Source organism: Bradyrhizobium sp. 2TAF36 (assembly GCF_052114925.1).
In the GTDB taxonomy this organism is placed as follows: domain Bacteria; phylum Pseudomonadota; class Alphaproteobacteria; order Rhizobiales; family Xanthobacteraceae; genus Bradyrhizobium; species Bradyrhizobium barranii.
Genome location: NZ_JBFRFR010000073.1, coordinates 59,984 through 78,520 on the forward strand (window position 1 = coordinate 59,984; position 18,537 = coordinate 78,520).

Sequence of the window (18,537 nt, forward strand, 5' to 3'; positions counted from 1 at the left end):
CGTCGGGCGAGCTTGCCGATGAGGAAAGCGAGATGCCCGTGCCGAGCGATCTGAGCGTGAGGAGAGACGCGTCGTCTCGCCGCCGGAATCGCTTTGGCCCGTGGCTCGCGCTCGAAAGCGTGCTCTCGGTGCTCACCGTCGTTCTTGCCCTCGCCTATTGGCTCTGGCAGCCGGCGACGCTACGCATCGCGGTCGGGCCGGCCGGCAGTGACGACCAGGCGCTGATTGCGGCGGTGGCGAAGGCGTTCGACGCCAGGGGTGGCGCGGTGCGGCTCGTGCCGATCGAGACCGACGGCACACTGCAAAGCCTCAATCTGCTCGGCGCCGGCAAGGCCGACCTCGCGGTGGCTCGCGGCGACTTCGCCATGCCGGCCGACACCAATTCGGTGGCGATCCTGCGGCGGAATTTCGTGGTGTTGTGGGCGCCAGCGGCGCGCAAGGGCGCCGCCAGGCCGAAGATCATGGAGATCGCCCCCCTCACGGGGCGCCGCATCGGTGTCGTCGGCCTTGGCGATGCCAATCTCAATCTGCTTCGTGTCATCCTCGCCGAGTCAGGCGTCAACCCGCAGAAGGTCACGATCGCACAGTTCAGTATCGACCGCATCTCCGAGATGGCCCAGGACTCAACGCTCGACGCCTTCATGATGGTGGGCGCACTCGGCGACAAGGCGATCGCAAGCACGATCGCCACCACCGCACGCCTGCGCGGCGAGCCCAAGTTCCTGTCCGTCGACGTCTCCGACGCCATCGCCGAGCGGCACCCGCTCTACGAATCCGAGGAAATTCCCGCGAGCGCATTTTCCACGACGCCGCAGCGGCCGGACGACAAGATCGACACCATCGCCGTCAATCATCTGATCGTCGCGCCCGCTTCACTGTCCGAGGACACGGTCGCTGCCTTCACCCGCGAGCTGTTTACGGTCCGTCAGTCGCTCGTGAAGGACTTACCCGGCGCCAGTCACATCCAGAAGCCTGACACCGACAAGGACGCCGCGCTGCCGGCCCATCCAGGAGCTGCCGCCTTTATCGACGGCAACGAGCGCAGCTTCATGGACAAGTACAGCGACTACATCTGGGGCGCAGTGCTGCTGCTCTCGGGCTTCGGCTCGGTGGCCGCGTGGCTGCGGCACTATCTACGGCGCGAGGAGCGCAGCGAGAACGCGCTGCATCGCGACAGGTTGCTGACGGCGATCTCCAGCGTGCGGGAGGCGACGTCGCTCGACGATCTCGCCGCCATGCAGAGCGCAGCCGACGACATACTGCGCGAGACGCTGGCCTGTCACGAGGACGGCGCCATCGAAGACGGCGACCTCACCGCCTTCGGTCTCGTGCTGGCGCAATTCCATCAGGCGATCGTCGACCGCCGGGCCGTGATCGCCCAGATGAGCGATGCCGACGTCGCCGCGAAACCCGATGGCGGCGTGCTTCAGCCGTTCCCTATTTCCACGGCTGCACGATGATCTTGGTGTGCGCCTCAGGATTGGCGAGATCAGCGAACGCCTTTGCGACGCCGTCGAGGCCGACCTCGGCGGTGACCATCGCGGCCGCATCCACCTGCCCTTCTGCGATCAGGCGCAGTGACGCTGCGAACTCATCCGGCGTGTAGCCGAGCACATATTGGACATTGAGCTCCTTCATGATGCCGAGCATGGGTTCGCTCCTGTCGGTCTCCATGCAGACGCCGACCACCACGATGCGCGCATCACGCGGCGCGCCCTCGAACACCTGTTGCAACAGGCCGGGCACGCCGACACATTCGAAGATGATTGCGGGCTTCAGTGCCGGCAGCATGGCCTGCAACGGCGGGCGCGCCGCCTTCTCGGCCTCCGACATCTGCGCGTGCTCGGCCCAGGTCGCGTAGGGCTGCGTCACCCTGGGATCGACGACGATATCGGCCCCCAGCTTTGCGGCCAGTGCACGCCGCGCCGGCGAATAGTCGGCGGCGACGATCGGATGCAGGCCCTTGATCCTCAGCGCTGCGATCACCGCGAGCCCGACCGGGCCGCAGCCGATCACGAGCGGTACCTCGCCGCCCCGGATGTTGGCTTTCGCCACGGCGTGGACACCGACGGCGAGCGGCTCGGTCAGCGCCGCATGTTCGGACGCGAGACCGTTGGGCACCTCAAGCAGCAGGGGCTCGCTGAGCAGCATCGCCTCGGCATAGCCGCCGATATTGTCGTTGGAATAGCCGATGCCCTCGATGCCTTGCGGCGTCACGAGCGCTGGGAGCGAACAGACGCGGGTGCCGGGCTTGAGCTTGCGCGCGGTTCCGGGACCGTAATCGACGATCTCACAGCAGAACTCATGGCCGAACACGACGTCGCGGGCGAGGTCCATCGGCTTGCGGCCGGTCTTCTTCGCCATCTCCACCATGCGGGGGGCATGCTGGCGGGCATGAAGGTCGGAGCCGCAGATGCCGCAGGCAAGCGTCCTGACCAGCACCTGACCGTTACCTGGCTTTGGCTCGGCCATCCGGTCGACGACAATCTCACCGTTCCTGAAAATCGCAGCGCGCATCCGGCTCCTCCCGTGTTGTTGGAGCCGTTGATAGCACGAAGCGGGACGCGCGAACTTGCGTCAGGGGTTCGGGGAACGCTCTTCCAGCACCAGCAGCTGGGCGCGGCGGATGCGCTCGCGATGGGCGATGTAGAGACCGCTGGCGACGATGAAGGCAGCACCAGTGACGGTCCAGACGTCAGGCACTTCGCCGAACAGGAAGAAGCCCAGAATGCTGACCCACAGCAACTGCGTGTACGAGAACGGCGCCAGCACCGAGGCATCGCCGTAGCGATAGGCCAGCACGATGATCCACTGGCCCACGGTGGACGCGACGCCGATCACGATGCCGAGCCCGATCGCGGTCCAGCTCGGCGTCACCCAGACGAACGGCACCATCAGGCTGAGGATCGCAACGCCCGTGAGCGCCGAATAGGCCATGGTGGTGAGGACGGCTTCGCGCCCGCTCATCATGCGCGTCAGGATCAGCGCAGCAGCCCAGCAGAATGCCGAGATGATCGGGAAGAACGCGGCGGCGTGGAACGCATTGGAGCCCGGACGCAGGATGATCATCACGCCGATGAGACCGATCGCGGTCGCGATCCAGCGGCGCATGCCGACCGTCTCGCTCAGGAAGATGATCGACAGCGCGGTGACGAACAGCGGCGAGACGAAGCCGGTGGCCGAGGCTTCCGCGATGGGGAGGAAACGGAGACCGGTGATGAAGAACAGCGAGGAGCCGAGCAGCGCGACGCCGCGCATCAATTGCAGGCCGAGGCGATCGGTGCGCATCGCATGCAGCGGCGAGCCCGGCAGCATCACCGGCGTGAACATCAGCGCGAATGTGACGAAACGGATCCAGGTGATCTCGATCGACGGCAGGCTCGTCGACAGATACTTTGCGGTGACGTCGGAACAACCGAGGAATACCGTCGACAACAGCACCAGCGCGATGCCCTTGAAGGGATGATCGACGCGCGCAGGCGCGCGGCGAACCTCCTGCTTCTTCTCCGGCACGGGCATGGGAATACTGTCGAGCCTTGCGGCTACGGCGGGCGGCGGTGTCACGGCTGGAACCTGGGAAAACGACGATTCGGGAACGATCGTAAAAAACGACAAATGCGCCGCTTTCACAACTTCCGAAAACAGGATGCCGATATGCGCTGACGACCCCGCGCGTCAATACTCCATTAATAATAGGCGTTTGTGCACTACAACATGGGTAGGCTGCGCGGCTTCGGACCGCGCGGAAACGCCGCATCGAGCGCCGAAATCTCCTCTTTCGTCAGCACGAGATCGCCGGCCGCCGCATTCTCGCCGGCATGTTCCGCGGACGAGGCCTTCGGGATCGCGAACACCGTAGTCGCACGGGTAAGGAAGCTCAGCGCGACCTGCCGCGGTGTCATACGACGCGCCTCCGCGATACGTGCCAGCACCGCGCCTCCCTTGCTGTTGCTTGCGGGAAAATCGTCGTGGCCGAACGGAGAGTATGCGACGACAGCGACGCCACGCTTCTCGCACCACGGGATCACCGCATGCTCGATCGCGCGCTCCTTGAGATGATAGAGCACTTGATTGCACGCGATGCGGCCTTCGCCGGAGACGTCGAGAATTTCGTCGAGATCGTCGGCGTCGAAATTGGAGACGCCCCAGGATTTGATCTTGCCGGCCTTCACCAACTCTTCGAACGCGGCAACCGTGTCTTCGAGCGGATAGGAACCGCGCCAGTGCAGCAGATAGCAGTCGAGACGATCGGTCTTCAGCCGCTTCAGCGAGCGTTCGCACGCCGTGATGGTGCCGCCGCGCGAGGCGTTGCTCGGCAGCACCTTTGAAACCAGGAACACTTCATCGCGGCGGCCTGCGATCGCATCGGCGATGACGAGCTCGGCATCGCCGTACATCTCGGCGGTGTCGATGTGGGTCATGCCGAGATCGAGCCCGCGCTGAAGCGCCGCGATCGCGCGCTTGCGGTCGCCATGGTCGAGATACCAGGTGCCCTGCCCGATGACGGAGACGTTCGCGCCGGTCTTGCCGAAGGGTTTTGTGTTCATGTCAAAGCTCACAGTCCGCTGATATCCGCAACCAGCACGCTGCCGGTCCCTGACTCCGTGATATAGAGCCGATCTTTCTTGGCGCCACCGATGGCGACATTGGTGCAGCTCGGACCCGCGCACGACTTGATCCGCGCGATCAGCTCTCCGTTCGGCGCGAACACGAAGACGTGGCCGAGCGAAGCGTGGCCGACGAACAGGCGACCGGCCGCGTCCATGGTCATGCCATCAGGACCGCTGGTGCCGAACAGCGAGCAGAAGCGGCCGACCTTCGACACGCTGCCGTCCTTCATGAACGGCAACCGCCACACCGCATTGTCGCGGGTCATGGCGACGAACAGCACCGTTTCGCTGGGGTCGAGCACCAGGCCGTTCGGGCTGATGCCGGTGTCGAGCAGGCAATCGAGCCGGCCGCTCGGCGTCAGGCGATAGACACGGCCGCTTGCGTCGTGCAGGCCGGTCTGGCCCTGATCGGTGAACAAGATGTCGCCGTTGGAGGCGAGATGCAGATCGTTGCAGCCACGGAACGATTCCGAATTGCGCGCGGTCAGGATGGGCCTGATGCGCCCTGCCCCGGCGTCGAGTTCCATGATGCCGTGCATGTAGTCGGCCACGAGGATGCGGCCGTCGGCCGCGATCTTCAATCCGTTCGGCCAGCCCTCATATTCGATCACGAGCGACCACGCGCCATCAGGCGCGATGCGGAAGATGCGGCCGAAGGGAATGTCGACGATATGGAGGTTGCCGTCTTTGTCGAACGACGGCCCTTCGATGAAACTATCGGTCGGCACACCCGGCCGGTTGGCATCGGCCCAATCGGTCCGCACGCCCTTGCGGCGGAAATGGTCGGGCATGGCGGAGAAGATCTTGGTTTCGATCAGGCGCGGCGGCGTTTCCAGGTACATCATTGTTGTTTTTGTGCATGTGGAGGGGGATCGCGGCAACATAGGGCACAATCGTTGGCGCGTCGATTGGGCGAAGGACATGGCTGCGTCCACGTCACTCTCGTGTCCCGGACGCGCTGCAGCGTGAAACGCTGCTGCGCAGAGCCGGGACCCAGAAAGGCCAAACACTCTGCTGTGAGATGGGCCCCGGCTCTGCAGCGCATCACTTCGTGCTGCGCAGCGTCCGGGGCACGAGACAGTCTCCCAGTCTGGAGAGATCCCCTACCCCGCAGCCGCCGCGACCTTCGCCTGCTTCGCCGGCGCCACTTCCGTCGTCGCGATCAACTGCTTCAGCTCGGGGATACATGACCCGCAATTGGTGCCGGCCTTGAGCTTGGCGCCGATCTCGGCCGCCGTGCGCGCGCCGCTCGCGATGGTGTCGCAGATGGTGCCGCGGCCGACGCCGAAGCAGGCGCAGACGATGGGGCCGGTCGAGGCCGCGCCCTCCGTCGATTTGCCTGACAGCAGCATGCGGCGCTGCTCGTCGGTGACGTGATCGGCCACGAACAGGCTCTTCACCACCTCCCAGTCGCCGGCATCATGCGCGGGGCCGACGAATAGGCAGGTCTCGATGCGGTCGCCCGCGAACGAGGCCGCGCGATAAACGCCGCCGCCGAAGTCGCGATAGTCGGCGACATCCTCGCCGGCGACACCGTCGAGCCAGGYCGGCCAGCGCGACAGATCCGCATTGTCGGCGAAGAGATAGCCGAAGCCGCCCGAAACCGTGACACGGGTCCACATCAGGTTCGGCGGCAGATCGAGCTGCTTGCGCGACAGCGCAAAGCCGCGGAAGACGTATTCATAAGGCGAGATCGCCGCCGGCGTGGCTTTCGACTCCGGCTGGCCCGAGAACGGATCGGTGAAGGACTGCACGAGCGCCCCGACGCGGCCGTGCGAGGCGCTCATCGCACTCCAGTGGATCGGCGCGAACAGCGTGCCGCGCTGCTGACGGTCGCTGACGACGACCTTCAGGATGCACTGGCCGTAATCGGTGGTGATGCGGGCGTAGCCGTCATGCGCGATGCCGTGTTTGCTGGCATCATCCGGGTGGATCTCGACGAACGGCTCCGGCAGATGCGCGCCGAGACGCTGGCTGAGCCCCGTGCGCGTCATGGTGTGCCACTGGTCGCGGATACGTCCGGTGTTGAGCCGCAGCGGGCGCGACGGGCCGGTTTCGCCGCGCAGCGACGGCACCTCCGGCGCGACGAAGCGGCCTTTGCCGTCATTGGTGAAGAAGCCGCCGTTCGCGAAGAAGCGCTCGCCGGCCGCCTCGCCTTCGCGCGCCGGCCATTGCACCGGCTTCAAGGCGTCGAAGGCCTCGTCCGAGAGCGCGGTCAGCGCGCCGATGTCGAAATCGCGGCTGCCATCGTTCTCGAACGCCGAAAGCGCCGCGTGCTCGCGGAAAATATCAGCGGCGGATTTGTAGTTGAAGCTGTCGCCGAAGCCGAGCCGCTTTGCGGTCTCGCTCAGAATCCACCAGTCCGGCCGCGCCTCGCCCGGCGCCGGCAGGAACGAGCGCTGGCGCGAGATGCGGCGTTCGGAGTTGGTCACCGTGCCCGACTTCTCGCCCCAGGCCAGCGCCGGCAGCAGCACATGCGGGCCGGCCTCGACGGTGTCGTTGGAGAGCACGTTCTCGGACACCACGAACAGCTCGAGCTTCTTCAGCGCTTCACGTACGACGTCCGCGTCCGGCAATGACACCGCCGGGTTGGTGCCCATCACCCAGAGCGCCTTGACCTCGCCGCGGTTGATCGCCTCGAACAGCTGCACCGCCTTCAACCCTTCATGGGTGGCGATGCGCGGCGCCTTCCAGAACCGCCTGACACGGTCGATGTCGGGCGGCGTGAAGTTCATATGCGCGGCGAGCTGGTTGGCAAGGCCGCCGACCTCGCGGCCGCCCATCGCGTTGGGCTGGCCGGTGAGCGAGAACGGCGAGGCGCCCGGCTTGCCGATGCGTCCCGTGGCAAGATGGCAGTTCAGGATCGCGTTGACCTTGTCGGTGCCCTGCGCCGACTGGTTGACGCCCTGCGAATAGAGCGTGACGACTCGCTCGGTGTCGCGGAACATCTTGAAGAAGGTGGCGACGTCCTGTTCGGACAGACCCGTCGCCAGTGCGGTCGCGGAGACACTGCCGGCGATGTTGCGCGCGCGCGTCAGCGCGTCATCGAAGCCCGACGTGTTCTGCGCGATGTAATCCTGGTCCAGCGCGCCATTGTCGGCGAGATGGACGAACAGGCCGGAGAACAGCGCGGTGTCGGTGCCGGGCTTGAGGCCGAGGAACAGGTCGACGTCGCTGGCCGTGTCGGTCCGGCGCGGATCGATCACGATCATGCGCGCGCTGCGTTCCTGCCGGTTCTTCAGCATGCGCTGGAACAGCACGGGATGGCACCAGGCCGCGTTCGAGCCGACGAACACGAGCAAGTCAGCCTGGTCGAGATCCTCGTAGCAGCCGGGCACGGTGTCCGCACCGAAGGCGCGGCGATGGCCGGCGACCGAGGACGACATGCAGAGCCGCGAATTGGTGTCGACATTGGCCGTGCCGACAAAGCCCTTCATCAGCTTGTTGGCGACGTAATAGTCCTCGGTCAGGAGCTGGCCCGAGAGATAGAACGCGACCGCATCGGCGCCGTCGCGCGCCACGATGTGCTGCATGCGATGGGCGACGTGATCGAGCGCGTCGCTCCAGGCGACACGCTCCAGCACGCCCTTGCAGCGGATCATCGGATAGAGCAGCCGGCTCTCCAGCCCGACGGTCTCGCCGAGCGCGGAGCCCTTCGAGCACAGCCGGCCGAAATTGGCGGGATGATCCGGGTCGCCCGCGATCGCCGCGCCACCGTTGCCGTCGGGCGTCGCCAGCACGCCGCAGCCGACGCCGCAATAGGGACAGGTCGTCTTGGTGGCGCGGAGCGTGGGATCGATCGCCGTCATATCGAGCTGCCTTATCAAGCCGCCTTGGAAGGACGCGCCAGCGCGCGGCCGAACATCATGTCGGTGCGGATCGCCGTCACCTTGTCGCGATTGCGGATCAGCTCGAGATACCAGAGCGCATCGACGGTATCGCCGATCAGCACCGCGCCGGTGAGCCGGCCGTCGGCGATGACGAGCTTCTTGTAGGTGCCGCGCCTGCGGTCTGACAGCACCAGGCTCTCGCTGCCGTCCCCACCCATGAAGTCGCCGGCGGAGAAGACGCTGACGCCGGAGACCTTCAGATTGGTCGAGACCACGCTGCCCTGATAGGCGGCGGGACGGCCGGCGAGATGCCGCGCCAGCACGCGCGCCTGCTCGTAAGCGGGCTCGACCAGGCCGTAGCAGGTGCCGCGATGCTCGGCACATTCGCCGAGCGCGTAGATGTCGGGCGAGGCCGTCTGCATCTCGTCGTTGACGACGATGCCACGGTTGACCGCGATGCCCGCCTCTTTGGCAAGCGCCACATTCGGCCTGATGCCGGCGGCGAAGATCACGGCATCCGCCTCGATGCGCGTGCCGTCGGCGAGCTCGACGGCTTCGACATGGCCCTCGCCGTGAATGCGGGCGGTGGAGGCGTTAAGCAGGATGCGGATGCCCTTGCGCTCGACCAGCGTCTTCAGCAGGTCGGCCGCCGGCAGATCGAGCTGGCGCTCCATCAGCCGGTCCATCAGGTGCAGCAGCGTCACCGGCGCGCCGGCTTTCGCAAGGCCATAGGCCGCTTCGAGTCCGAGCAGGCCACCGCCGACCACGACGACACGCTTCTTCGCCGCAGCGAGCGTCAGCAGCAGATCGACGTCGCGCGTATCGCGAAAGGTGTGCACCCCGGTGAGATCGGCGCCCGGCACGTTGAGCCGCAGCGGCGTCGAGCCGGTGGCGAGCACGAGCTTGGAATATTCGACGCTCTCTTCACCTTCGATCTTGAGCTCACGGCGGCCGGTGTCGATCTCGGTGACGCGATAGCCGTAGCGCACGGTGACGCCGCGATGGCGCCACCAGTCCGCCGGCCTCAGCTCGATCTCGTGCGAGCCGGTCTCGCCGGCCAGCACGGAGGAGAGCAGCACGCGATTGTAAGCGAGCCGCGGCTCTTCGCCGATCACCGCGACCGCGTAGCGGCCGAGCGAGGTCTTGGCGAGCTCGTCGACCAGACGCGCGGCCGCCATACCGTTACCGACGATGACCAGCGGTTCACTCACAAGGCATCTCCTATTCGGCGGCCTGCGCCTGTGCGCCATAGGCCTCGGAAATCATGTAGCCGGACAGGACGCCGTAAGCGTCGGTCCAGGCCGTGGCGAGTTCGGGCGTCCAGGCCTCGCCGAGGCCCTTCTCGAGGGTCCAGAGCAAGGTCGCGCCGACCACCGGATAGTGCTCGGCCTTGGCGCCATAGGCGACGTGACGCTTGGCGAGCGCCGAGGCCGCGGGAAGAATCGTCTCGAGCTTCGACAGGCCGCCGACGACGGCCGCGAGCATGCCCATCAGCTTCTTGCGCTGCTCGGTCATGTCCTCGGGAAACATCGCGCGCACGGACGGCGCCACCTCGAACAGGCGATCGTAGAACAGCACCGCGGCCGCCTCTGAAATCGGCGCGACCTTGGAAAAGCTCTGCTGGACGAGGGCAATCTGTTCTGAAGTCATGATGTTCTCCTGTCTGTTTCGGTCTGCCTTTGTCCGCGCCGTTGCGAACAAGGTTCATGGGTCAAACGTCATCAGAGAGTCTTCTCCCCGCGTACGGGGAGAAGCGACATTCGTGCCAAACTCAGACTCGCGCTTCCGCGAGGCTTGACGCGCCCTCACCCTGCGGGCTGCGACGCAGGTAGAACCACCAGGTCAGTCCGAGGCAGGAGGCGTAGAAAGCGAGGTAGATCGCGAGCGCGAGCGAGGGACCACCGGTCATGGCGATCGACTTGCCGAAACCGGTCGGGATCAGATAGCCGCCGACCGCGCCGATCGCGCCGATGAAGCCGACCGCCGCACCGCTCTCGATGCTCGCGGTCTTCAACGCCGCCGCGCGCGCCGCATCGCCCTTGCCACGCACCCTGAACAGGTTCTGCTCGCGGAAGATCGAGGGGATCATGCGGTAGGTCGAGCCGTTGCCGATGCCCGTCGTCACGAACAGGATCAGGAACATCGCAAGGAAGCCGGTGAAGTCCTTGTGCCCGACGAAGTAGAGCACGCCGACGGTGGCGCCCGCCATCGCGATGAAATTCCAGAAGGTGAGGATGGAGCCGCCGATCTTGTCGGCGAGCAAGCCGCCGAGCGGTCGCGACAGCGAACCGACCAGCGGCCCGAGGAACGCGATCGAGATCGAGATCGCCGGAAACTGCGTCTTGATCAGCAGCGGGAACGCCGCCGAGTAGCCGATGAAGGATCCGAATGTTCCGATATAGAGATACGCCATGATCCAGGTGTGCTTGCGCTTGACCACCGCAAGCTGGTTCTTGATCGACGACTTGGCCGTGGTCAGGTTGTTCATGAAGAACACCGCGCCGAACACCGCGATCGCGATCGGCAGCACCCACATCAGGCCGGCGTTCTGGAGGAAGATGCCGTCGACGGGGGACGCCTGGAACAGGTTGATGACCGCGAGCGTCATCAGGATCGGGGTCAAGAGCTGCACGCTGGAGACGCCGATATTGCCGCCGGCCGCGTTCAGCCCCAGCGCCCATCCCTTCATCCGGTCAGGGAAGAAGAAGGAGATGTTGGTCATGCTGGAGGCGAAATTGCCGCCACCGAGACCCGCGGTCGATGCGATCAGCAGCATCAGCCAGAACGGGGTGTCGGGCTGGCCGACGAAATAGGCGAGCGACAGCGTCGGGATGAACAGGACAGCCGCGCTGAAAATGGTCCAGTTGCGGCCGCCGAAGGTCGTGACCGCGAACGTATAGGGGAAGCGCATCAATGCGCCGATCAGCCCGGGCACCGCGACGAGCTGGAACAGCTGGTCGGTGGTGTAGTGGAAGCCCGCCTGCGGCAGCTTGGTGGTGACGATGCTCCAGATCAGCCACACCGAGAAGCCGATATGCTCGGCCACGATCGACCAGATCAGGTTACGCCGGGCGATCACTTTGCCGCCCGCATTCCAGAACGCCTCGTCTTCGGGGCGCCAATCAGAAATCCACGTCGGATTTCGAGTCGGATTCGTCGTCATTGATAATCCCTTCTAGGCTCACCGCTGCGTCGTTGCAGGCTCAGCCTCCACGCGGAGGCGCGCGCCGAGGCCATGCCCCGGTGGCGAGTTCACGATGCTGATTGATGATGTTGAGGGACGTCGTCGTTGGCGTCGGAAAAGGTATTTCAATTTCCGTGCCAATTGCGCGCGTTCGGGAAATACAGGGAATTCAGGGGCTTGTTCGCATTGCCCGAAATTCTTCCAGGTGTATTTCGCTCGCAAATTTTGCGATTCGCTCAATCCTTGTGCGGCGCACAAGGATTGAGCGAGGTGTCGATTATTTAGGCGCGTTTATCATCCACGTTAAACCTTGGTTTACGCGGCCTCGACGAATCGATGACGCTCGTAGAGGAACTCGAGCACGCGGTGGCGGCACTTCAAATAGGTGGAGTTGGTCGCAAGATCGAGCCGCTTGCGGGGACGTGCGAGCGGCACCTCCAGCACCTCGCCGATGCGCGCGCTCGGCCCGTTCGTCATCATGACGATGCGATCGGATAGCAGCACCGCCTCGTCGACGTCGTGGGTGATCATCAGGATGGTGTTGCCGAGCTTCTGATGCAGCGCCATCACCGAGTCCTGCAGATGCGCGCGGGTCAGCGCGTCGAGCGCGCCGAACGGCTCGTCGAGCASCAGCACMTYCGGTTCYATCGCCAGCGCACGGGCGATGCCCACGCGCTGCTTCATGCCGCCGGAGACTTCCGAAGGACGCTTGTCCCTGGCGTGGGCCATCTGCACCAGGTTGAGATTATGCATGACCCAGGCGTCGCGTTCGGCGCGGGACTTGGTCCTGGCAAAGACCTTGTCGACGCCGAGCTTGACGTTCTCGTAGACGGTCAGCCACGGCAGCAGGCTGTGGTTCTGGAACACCACCGCGCGATCGGGCCCCGGCGAGTTGACCTCGCGGTTCTCGAGCAGCACGCCGCCGGTGGTGGCGCCGGTCAGGCCTGCGATGATGTTGAGCAGGGTCGACTTGCCGCAGCCGGAATGGCCGATGATCGAGACGTATTCGCCCTTCTCGATCGTGAGATTGATGTCCTTCAGCACCTCCGTGCTGGCGGCACCGCGGGTAAAGACCTTGTCGATATGGTCGAGCTTCAGATAGGCGGTCATGTGCCCTTCTCCCTCAGTTCTGCGCCGTGCCGCGGGTGACGATCTTGCCGAGACCCGCGATCAGGCGATCGAGCACGAAGCCGACGATGCCGACATAGAACAGCGCAAGGATGATCTCGCTGATATGCGAGGAATTCCAGGCGTCCCAGATGAAGAAACCGATGCCGACGCCGCCGATCAGCATTTCGGCTGCGATGATGGCGAGCCAGGACAGGCCGATGCCGATGCGAAGGCCCGTGAAAATGTAGGGCGCCGCCGCCGGGATCATGATCTTGCCGAAGAACTCGAGCGGATTGAGCTGTACCACCGCGGCGACGTTGCGGTAGTCCTGCGGGATGTTGCGGATACCGACCGCGGTGTTGATGATGATCGGCCAGATCGAGGTGATGAAGATGACGAAGATCGCCGATGGCTGGCCGTCGCGGAACGCAGCGAGCGACAGCGGCAGCCAGGCCAGCGGCGGGATGGTGCGCAGCACCTGGAACAGCGGATCGAGCCCGCGCATCGCCCAGACCGACTGCCCGACCAGCACGCCGAGCGCGATGCCGGCGATCGCCGACAACGAGTAGCCGAGCGCGACGCGCTGAAGGCTTGCAGAGAGATGCCAGAACAGGCCCTTGTCGATGCCACCATGATCGAAGAACGGATCGAAGATCAGTTCCTTGGTGTCCTTGAACACCTTTGACGGCGGCGGCAGCGCCGAGCCGGCGCGGCGGCACACCAGCTCCCACACCAGCGTCAGCAGCGCGATCACGACCAGCGGCGGAATCACGCGCACGGCGGTCTCCCTCGCCATACGCGCGTAGGCCTCTCTGCGCGGCGGACGCTTGAGCGTCATCGCGACGACCGGCGCGGAAGCACCCGCAGGCGTCGCAGTCTCAACCTCAATCTTCGTGGCAGGCATGTTCATTGAAAATCCCTCTCCGGCTTCAAAGGACGACGCGGCCGCCTGACGGCGGCCGCGGGTTCCATCAGACTTCGACGCGCTTGATCGCGAGCGATTTCAGATAGGCAGCCGGATTTTCGGGATCGAACACCTTGCCGTCGAAGAAGGTCTCCTTGCCGCGCGAGGTGGAGGCTGGAATCTCCGAGGCTGCGACACCGAGGGTCTTGGCCGCATCGCGCCACATGTCTTCGCGGTTGACCTTGCCGATCAGGGCCTTGCTGTCGAAGGAAGCTTCATATTTGCCCCACCGGATGTCCTCGGTCATGAACCAGAGATCATGGCTCTGGAACGGATAGGAGGCGAAGTCGCGCCAGTACTTCATGATATGCGGTGAGTTCTCGACCACCTTGCCGGCATTGCCGTAGTCGAACTTGCCCTTGGCGCGATCGGCGATGTCCTCGACCGGGCAGTTGATCCACTGCCGTTTCGCCATGATGGTCGCGAGCTCTTCCTTGTTCTCCATCTTGTCGGCCCATTGCTGCGCCTCCATCACGGCCATCAGGATTGCCTTGGCAGCCTTCGGGTTCTTGTCGACCCAGGCCGCGCGCATGCCGAGCGACTTTTCGGGATGCTTGCTCCAGATCTCGCCGGTGTTGACGGCGGTGTAGCCGATGCCCTGATGCACGAGCTGCCCGGGCCAGGGCTCGCCGACGCAGAACGCGTCCATGGTGCCGACCTTCATGTTCGCCACCATCTGCGGCGGCGGCACGGTGATGGTCTCGACGTCCTTGTCGGGATCGATGCCGCCGGCGGCGAGCCAATAGCGGACCCAGAGGTCATGCGTGCCGCCCGGGAAGGTCATCGCGACCTTGGCCGACTTGCCATCGGCCTTCTTCTTCTCGAACGCCGCCTTCAGCACCGACGCGTCGGCACCGACCTTGAGGTCGGCATATTCCTTGGCGACCGAGATGCACTGCGCATCGAGATTGAGCCGCGCCAGGATGTACATCGGGGTCGGCTGGTTGTTCTGCGTCACCTTGCCGGCGGAAATCAGATACGGCATCGGGGTCAGGATGTGCGCGCCGTCGATGCCGTTCCCCTCCGAGCCGAGCACGAGATTGTCGCGCGTGGTGCCCCATGAGGCCTGCTTCTGCACGTCGGTGTCGGGCACGCCGAATTTGGCGAACAGGCCCTTGTCCTTGGCGACGAAGAGCGGACCGGCATCGCTCAACGCGATGAAGCCGAGCTTGGCGCCCTTGACCTCGGGGCCTGCGTCCTGCGCGAAGGCGCCGGCGGGGAAATTCAGCTTGGCGGCGGCGAGAAGAGCGGCGGTGCTGCCGGCGGCCTTCAACAATTGACGGCGGCTCAGGCCCGAGGGCTGGCGGGTGCGCTTGGTCATAGGCAGTGTCGTCCTTTGCATCGTTGCAGAATTGATGGCGTCAGTGCGCGCGAGTGGCCCGTCCGTCCGTGACGCCAGAAACAGGCGCATGCGAACGCATGGCGGGGGAGACCCCCGTCTGGTGGCGTCGGCAAATCGGATGAGAAGTCTCGCGGGACGGCTTCAATGGCGTCGGCTTGAATGATTCAAGCTTCATGCCAAGCCCGCCACTCCGAAAAATGTCGAAAAATGAATGGGTTATTGACGCCGCGCCAGACTGTCGCAGGCCTGCTGCGCACGCGGATTTTGCGGATTGCTCATTCCTTGTGCGCCGCACAAATCTTATGCAGCCGCCCAAGCAAAAGGCCGCGCGTCCGCAAAAGTCAGCTGAACGCGTGCGGCATCTGATTGATATCGCTAGCCTTTTCCAACACACCCACACGGCACGCAACTTGCTTCTTCACCGACGTCAACGAAGACTGCGGCTTGCCGCATTGTTGCAGCCTCTGGCGGCTGCATCCCGGAAGCTCAACTGCTTCGCGGCCCTCCCGGCTCAGTCCTCGTGACGCGATTCCCAAGGCTTCCAGACCTTCCATAGCCCTCGTGCGCGGCAGAGCTGTCCGCACGGCCAATGATGTTCAGCTGCGCTCTCTCGGGCGTGTCGATCTCACTTACGAAGCAAAAGGAACCATTGATGTCGTATCTCGCGCCTTCGGAATTCGTCACCAAGATGGTGGATGCGGGCGAGTCCAAGATCTTCATGTCCACCCGGGATACTGCCATCCGCGCCTTCATGGCCGGCGCCATCCTCGCACTCGGCGCATGGTTCGCCATCACCATCAACGTGAACACCGGCCAGCCGCTGATCGGCGCGATACTGTTTCCCGTCGGCTTCATCATGCTGTACCTGCTCGGCTTCGATCTGCTCACCGGCGTGTTCGTGCTCTCGCCGCTCGCCCTGATCGACAAGCGTCCCGGCGTCACGCTTGGCGGCGTGCTGCGCAACTGGGGCCTCGTCTTCGTCGGCAACTTCGCCGGCGCCTTCACCGTCGCCTTCATGATGGCCTTCGTGACGACGTTCGGCTTCACGCAAGACCCCGACAAGGTCGGAGCGGCGATTGGAAACATCGGCGAAGGCCGAACGCTCGGCTATGCCGCGCACGGCGCGGCCGGCATGGCGACGCTGTTCATGCGCGGCATGCTGTGCAACTGGATGGTCTCGACCGGCGTCGTCGGCGCCATGATCTCGACCTCGGTCCCCGGCAAGGTCATCGCGATGTGGATGCCCATCATGCTGTTCTTCTACATGGTGTTCGAACATTCCGTCGTGAACATGTTCCTGTTCCCGTCGGGCCTGATGCTCCATGCCAAATTCTCGATCATGGATTATCTGATCTGGAACGAGATCCCGACCGTGCTCGGCAACCTCGTCGGCGGCCTCGCCTTCACCGGCATGACCCTCTATGCCACCCACGTCATGACCAAGCCGAAGCGCCAGGCCGGCAAGGCTGCGCCGACCCGCGTTGCGGCCTGATACGTCTCGACAGAGGAGCCTCGCCCGACCAGGGTGAGGCTCCCTTCGCCTGGTGATGACGATGACCCGCGGACTCCTGATCTCTGTCGGCCAGCACTCCGACAAGGGGCGCAAGCCCGTCAATCAGGATTTTCACGGCGTCCTGATTCCGGAAGAGCCTCTGCTCAGCCTGAAGGGCATCGCGGCCGTTCTCGCCGACGGCATCTCGAGCAGCACGGTGAGCCAGATCGCCAGCGAGTCGGCGGTCAAGAGCTTCCTGATGGACTATTACTGCACGTCGGAATCCTGGACGGTGAAGACCTCCGCCCGCCGCGTGCTGGACGCGACCAATTCCTGGCTGCACGCGCAGACGCGCAAGAGCCAATATGCCTATGACCGCGACAAGGGCTATGTCTGCACCCTGACCGCCATGGTCATCAAGGCGACCACGGCGCACATCTTCCACGTCGGCGACTGTCGCGTCTACCGCGTCGCCGGCAAGGCGCTCGAGCAGCTGACCGACGATCACCGTATCATCGTGTCGTCGGAGCAGACCTATCTCGGCCGCGCGCTCGGCATCAATCCGCAGATCGAGATCGACTACCAGGCTTTCGAGATCGAGGCAGGCGATACCTTTATCCTGGCGACCGACGGTGCCTATGAATTCGTCGACCAGCGCTTCATCACCAGCGCACTCGGCGAGCACGCAGCCGAGCTCGACGGGGCGGCAAAGGCGATCGTCGAGGAAGCCTACCGGCGCGGCAGCGACGACAACATCACCGTCCAGATCCTGCGCATCGACGCGGTGCCGCAGCGCGAGCCGGCCGGCATCTTCAATCAGACGTCACAGTTGCCGCTTCCGCCGCTGCCGGAGCCGCGCGCGATCTTCGACGGCTACAGGATCATCCGGGAAATCCACGGCAGCAGCCGCAGTCATATCTATCTCGCCGTCGATGTGGAGACCGAGGCGCCGGTCGCGCTCAAGCTGCCGTCGATTGATCTGCGCGACAACGCCGCCTATCTCAAGCGCTTCCTGATGGAGGAGTGGATCGCGCGCCGGATCGACAGCCCGCACGTGCTGAAGCCGCTGTCACAGTCGAGACGGCGCAGTTATCTCTACGTCGCGACCGAATTCGTCGAAGGGCAGACGCTGAAGCAGTGGATGACCGACAATCCGCGCCCCGATCTCGAAACCGTCCGTGGGCTGGTCGAGCAGATCGCCGCGGGGCTGCGCGCCTTCCACCGCATGGAAATGCTGCATCAGGACCTCAGGCCCGATAACATCCTGATCGACAAGACGGGCACCGCGAAGATCATCGACTTCGGGTCGGTCAGGGTCGCGGGCGTCGCGGAAGCCGCGCCGCGAGACGAGGCCGACGACATCCTGGGAACGGTCCAGTACACGGCGCCGGAGTACTTTCTGGGGCAAGGCGGCTCGCCGCGCTCCGACATGTTTTCGCTGGCCGTGATCTGCTACCAGATGCTGACGGGAACGCTTCCCTATGGCACCCAGATCGCCAGGATCCGGCGCAAGGCAGACGTGCGGAGACTTCAATATCGCCCGGCCGGCGACGATCGCAACGTGCCGGCCTGGGTCGACGGCGCGCTCAGGCGCGCGCTCCATCCGGATCCCTACAAGCGGCACGAGGATCTGTCCGAATTCGTCTTCGAGCTTCGCACGCCCAATCCGGCCTATCTCGACACACGGATCACGCCGCTCTTGGAGCGCAGCCCGCTGATGTTCTGGAAGCTGACCACGGCAGCGCTTGCTTGCGCAGTCGTCGTGCTGCTGGCGCTGCTGCACGGGCGATAGGGCGCAGACGTCCACTTCTAGCGGCCAAGTGGAACCATTATCGTTCGCCAGAGCATTGCCGCTGGTGACCCTGGCTGTGTGAAAAGCCACGAGTCGGTTACGATTCCTCCGTTTCCTGATGGGGGATGTGGATGGGACGCTTCGTTGAAGGCGCGGACAGATCCCAGCTGACGCTCTTGCCGGAATGTCTGGAGGATTGGGTAGACGAGGGCA

General features: G+C 64.6%; 14 protein-coding genes. 3 read left to right on the forward strand and 11 right to left on the reverse strand.

Translation table 11 applies throughout. The features are described from left to right. The first annotated feature begins 32 nt into the window (after positions 1-32). The gene (locus tag AB4Z51_RS33935; RefSeq protein ID WP_085404423.1) at positions 33-1,460 is read left to right on the forward strand and encodes a TAXI family TRAP transporter solute-binding subunit; all 1,428 of its coding nucleotides are present in this window, start codon (positions 33-35) and stop codon (positions 1,458-1,460) included. Here AB4Z51_RS33935 and AB4Z51_RS33940 read toward each other — a convergent pair. The 11 genes from AB4Z51_RS33940 to AB4Z51_RS33990 all read right to left on the reverse strand — a co-directional run bounded on the left by AB4Z51_RS33940 (position 1,438) and on the right by AB4Z51_RS33990 (position 15,019). Beyond that, complete coding sequence (locus AB4Z51_RS33940; RefSeq protein WP_085404424.1) at positions 1,438-2,517, reverse strand: zinc-binding dehydrogenase; 1,080 nt, start codon at positions 2,515-2,517, stop codon at positions 1,438-1,440. The two genes, AB4Z51_RS33935 and AB4Z51_RS33940, sit on opposite strands and share 23 nt — an antisense overlap. Positions 2,518-2,577: 60 nt before the next feature. Beyond that, entirely contained in the window at positions 2,578-3,519 is a 942-nt protein-coding gene (locus AB4Z51_RS33945; protein WP_085404425.1) for a DMT family transporter, read from the reverse strand. A 188-nt stretch (positions 3,520-3,707) separates the two neighbouring features. Beyond that, positions 3,708-4,547 (reverse strand): aldo/keto reductase, encoded by an 840-nt coding sequence (locus AB4Z51_RS33950; RefSeq protein ID WP_085404426.1) that lies wholly within the window; start codon positions 4,545-4,547, stop codon positions 3,708-3,710. Positions 4,548-4,555: 8 nt separating this feature from the next. Continuing rightward, a complete protein-coding gene (locus tag AB4Z51_RS33955; RefSeq protein WP_085404427.1) occupies positions 4,556-5,452 on the reverse strand; it encodes an SMP-30/gluconolactonase/LRE family protein in 897 nt (298 codons plus the stop codon). A gap of 261 nt (positions 5,453-5,713) precedes the next feature. Continuing rightward, entirely contained in the window at positions 5,714-8,419 is a 2,706-nt protein-coding gene (locus AB4Z51_RS33960; RefSeq protein WP_441498845.1) for a molybdopterin-dependent oxidoreductase, read from the reverse strand. Positions 8,420-8,433: 14 nt separating this feature from the next. Then, the gene (locus AB4Z51_RS33965) at positions 8,434-9,651 is read right to left on the reverse strand and encodes an NAD(P)/FAD-dependent oxidoreductase (protein WP_167768250.1); all 1,218 of its coding nucleotides are present in this window, start codon (positions 9,649-9,651) and stop codon (positions 8,434-8,436) included. Positions 9,652-9,661: 10 nt separating this feature from the next. Continuing rightward, complete coding sequence (locus AB4Z51_RS33970) at positions 9,662-10,090, reverse strand: globin family protein (RefSeq protein ID WP_014497011.1); 429 nt, start codon at positions 10,088-10,090, stop codon at positions 9,662-9,664. 121 nt (positions 10,091-10,211) lie between these two features. After that, positions 10,212-11,603 carry an MFS transporter gene (locus AB4Z51_RS33975; protein WP_085404430.1) on the reverse strand — a complete coding sequence of 464 codons (1,392 nt, stop codon included), beginning with the start codon at positions 11,601-11,603 and terminating at the stop codon, positions 10,212-10,214. Positions 11,604-11,939: 336 nt separating this feature from the next. Then, entirely contained in the window at positions 11,940-12,734 is a 795-nt protein-coding gene (locus AB4Z51_RS33980) for an ABC transporter ATP-binding protein (RefSeq protein WP_441498846.1), read from the reverse strand. A 13-nt stretch (positions 12,735-12,747) separates the two neighbouring features. Next, positions 12,748-13,644 carry a nitrate ABC transporter permease gene (gene ntrB / locus AB4Z51_RS33985; protein ID WP_085404432.1) on the reverse strand — a complete coding sequence of 299 codons (897 nt, stop codon included), beginning with the start codon at positions 13,642-13,644 and terminating at the stop codon, positions 12,748-12,750. Positions 13,645-13,705: 61 nt separating this feature from the next. Further along, positions 13,706-15,019 carry a CmpA/NrtA family ABC transporter substrate-binding protein gene (locus tag AB4Z51_RS33990; protein ID WP_085404433.1) on the reverse strand — a complete coding sequence of 438 codons (1,314 nt, stop codon included), beginning with the start codon at positions 15,017-15,019 and terminating at the stop codon, positions 13,706-13,708. A 673-nt stretch (positions 15,020-15,692) separates the two neighbouring features. Between AB4Z51_RS33990 and AB4Z51_RS33995 the strand changes: the two genes are divergently transcribed. Together AB4Z51_RS33995 and AB4Z51_RS34000 are read left to right on the forward strand one after the other, a co-directional pair. Next, positions 15,693-16,532: a formate/nitrite transporter family protein gene (locus AB4Z51_RS33995; RefSeq protein ID WP_028146778.1), complete on the forward strand. Its 840-nt coding sequence runs from the start codon at positions 15,693-15,695 to the stop codon at positions 16,530-16,532. A gap of 55 nt (positions 16,533-16,587) precedes the next feature. Further along, the gene (locus tag AB4Z51_RS34000; protein WP_167768251.1) at positions 16,588-18,324 is read left to right on the forward strand and encodes a bifunctional protein-serine/threonine kinase/phosphatase; all 1,737 of its coding nucleotides are present in this window, start codon (positions 16,588-16,590) and stop codon (positions 18,322-18,324) included. Positions 18,325-18,537 lie beyond the last annotated feature (213 nt).

Bases quoted from the DNA above. Each gene is read 5' to 3' on its own strand.
- AB4Z51_RS33940 (WP_085404424.1), bottom strand. From the start codon at position 2,517: ATGCGCGCTGCGATTTTCAGGAACGGTGAGATTGTCGTCGACCGGATG.
- ntrB (WP_085404432.1), bottom strand. From the start codon at position 13,644: ATGAACATGCCTGCCACGAAGATTGAGGTTGAGACTGCGACGCCTGCG.
- AB4Z51_RS33990 (WP_085404433.1), bottom strand. From the start codon at position 15,019: ATGACCAAGCGCACCCGCCAGCCCTCGGGCCTGAGCCGCCGTCAATTG.
- AB4Z51_RS34000 (WP_167768251.1), top strand. From the start codon at position 16,588: ATGACGATGACCCGCGGACTCCTGATCTCTGTCGGCCAGCACTCCGAC.
- AB4Z51_RS33975 (WP_085404430.1), bottom strand. From the start codon at position 11,603: ATGACGACGAATCCGACTCGAAATCCGACGTGGATTTCTGATTGGCGC.
- AB4Z51_RS33955 (WP_085404427.1), bottom strand. From the start codon at position 5,452: ATGTACCTGGAAACGCCGCCGCGCCTGATCGAAACCAAGATCTTCTCC.
- AB4Z51_RS33935 (WP_085404423.1), top strand. From the start codon at position 33: ATGCCCGTGCCGAGCGATCTGAGCGTGAGGAGAGACGCGTCGTCTCGC.
- AB4Z51_RS33950 (WP_085404426.1), bottom strand. From the start codon at position 4,547: ATGAACACAAAACCCTTCGGCAAGACCGGCGCGAACGTCTCCGTCATC.
- AB4Z51_RS33945 (WP_085404425.1), bottom strand. From the start codon at position 3,519: ATGCCCGTGCCGGAGAAGAAGCAGGAGGTTCGCCGCGCGCCTGCGCGC.
- AB4Z51_RS33970 (WP_014497011.1), bottom strand. From the start codon at position 10,090: ATGACTTCAGAACAGATTGCCCTCGTCCAGCAGAGCTTTTCCAAGGTC.
- AB4Z51_RS33995 (WP_028146778.1), top strand. From the start codon at position 15,693: ATGTCGTATCTCGCGCCTTCGGAATTCGTCACCAAGATGGTGGATGCG.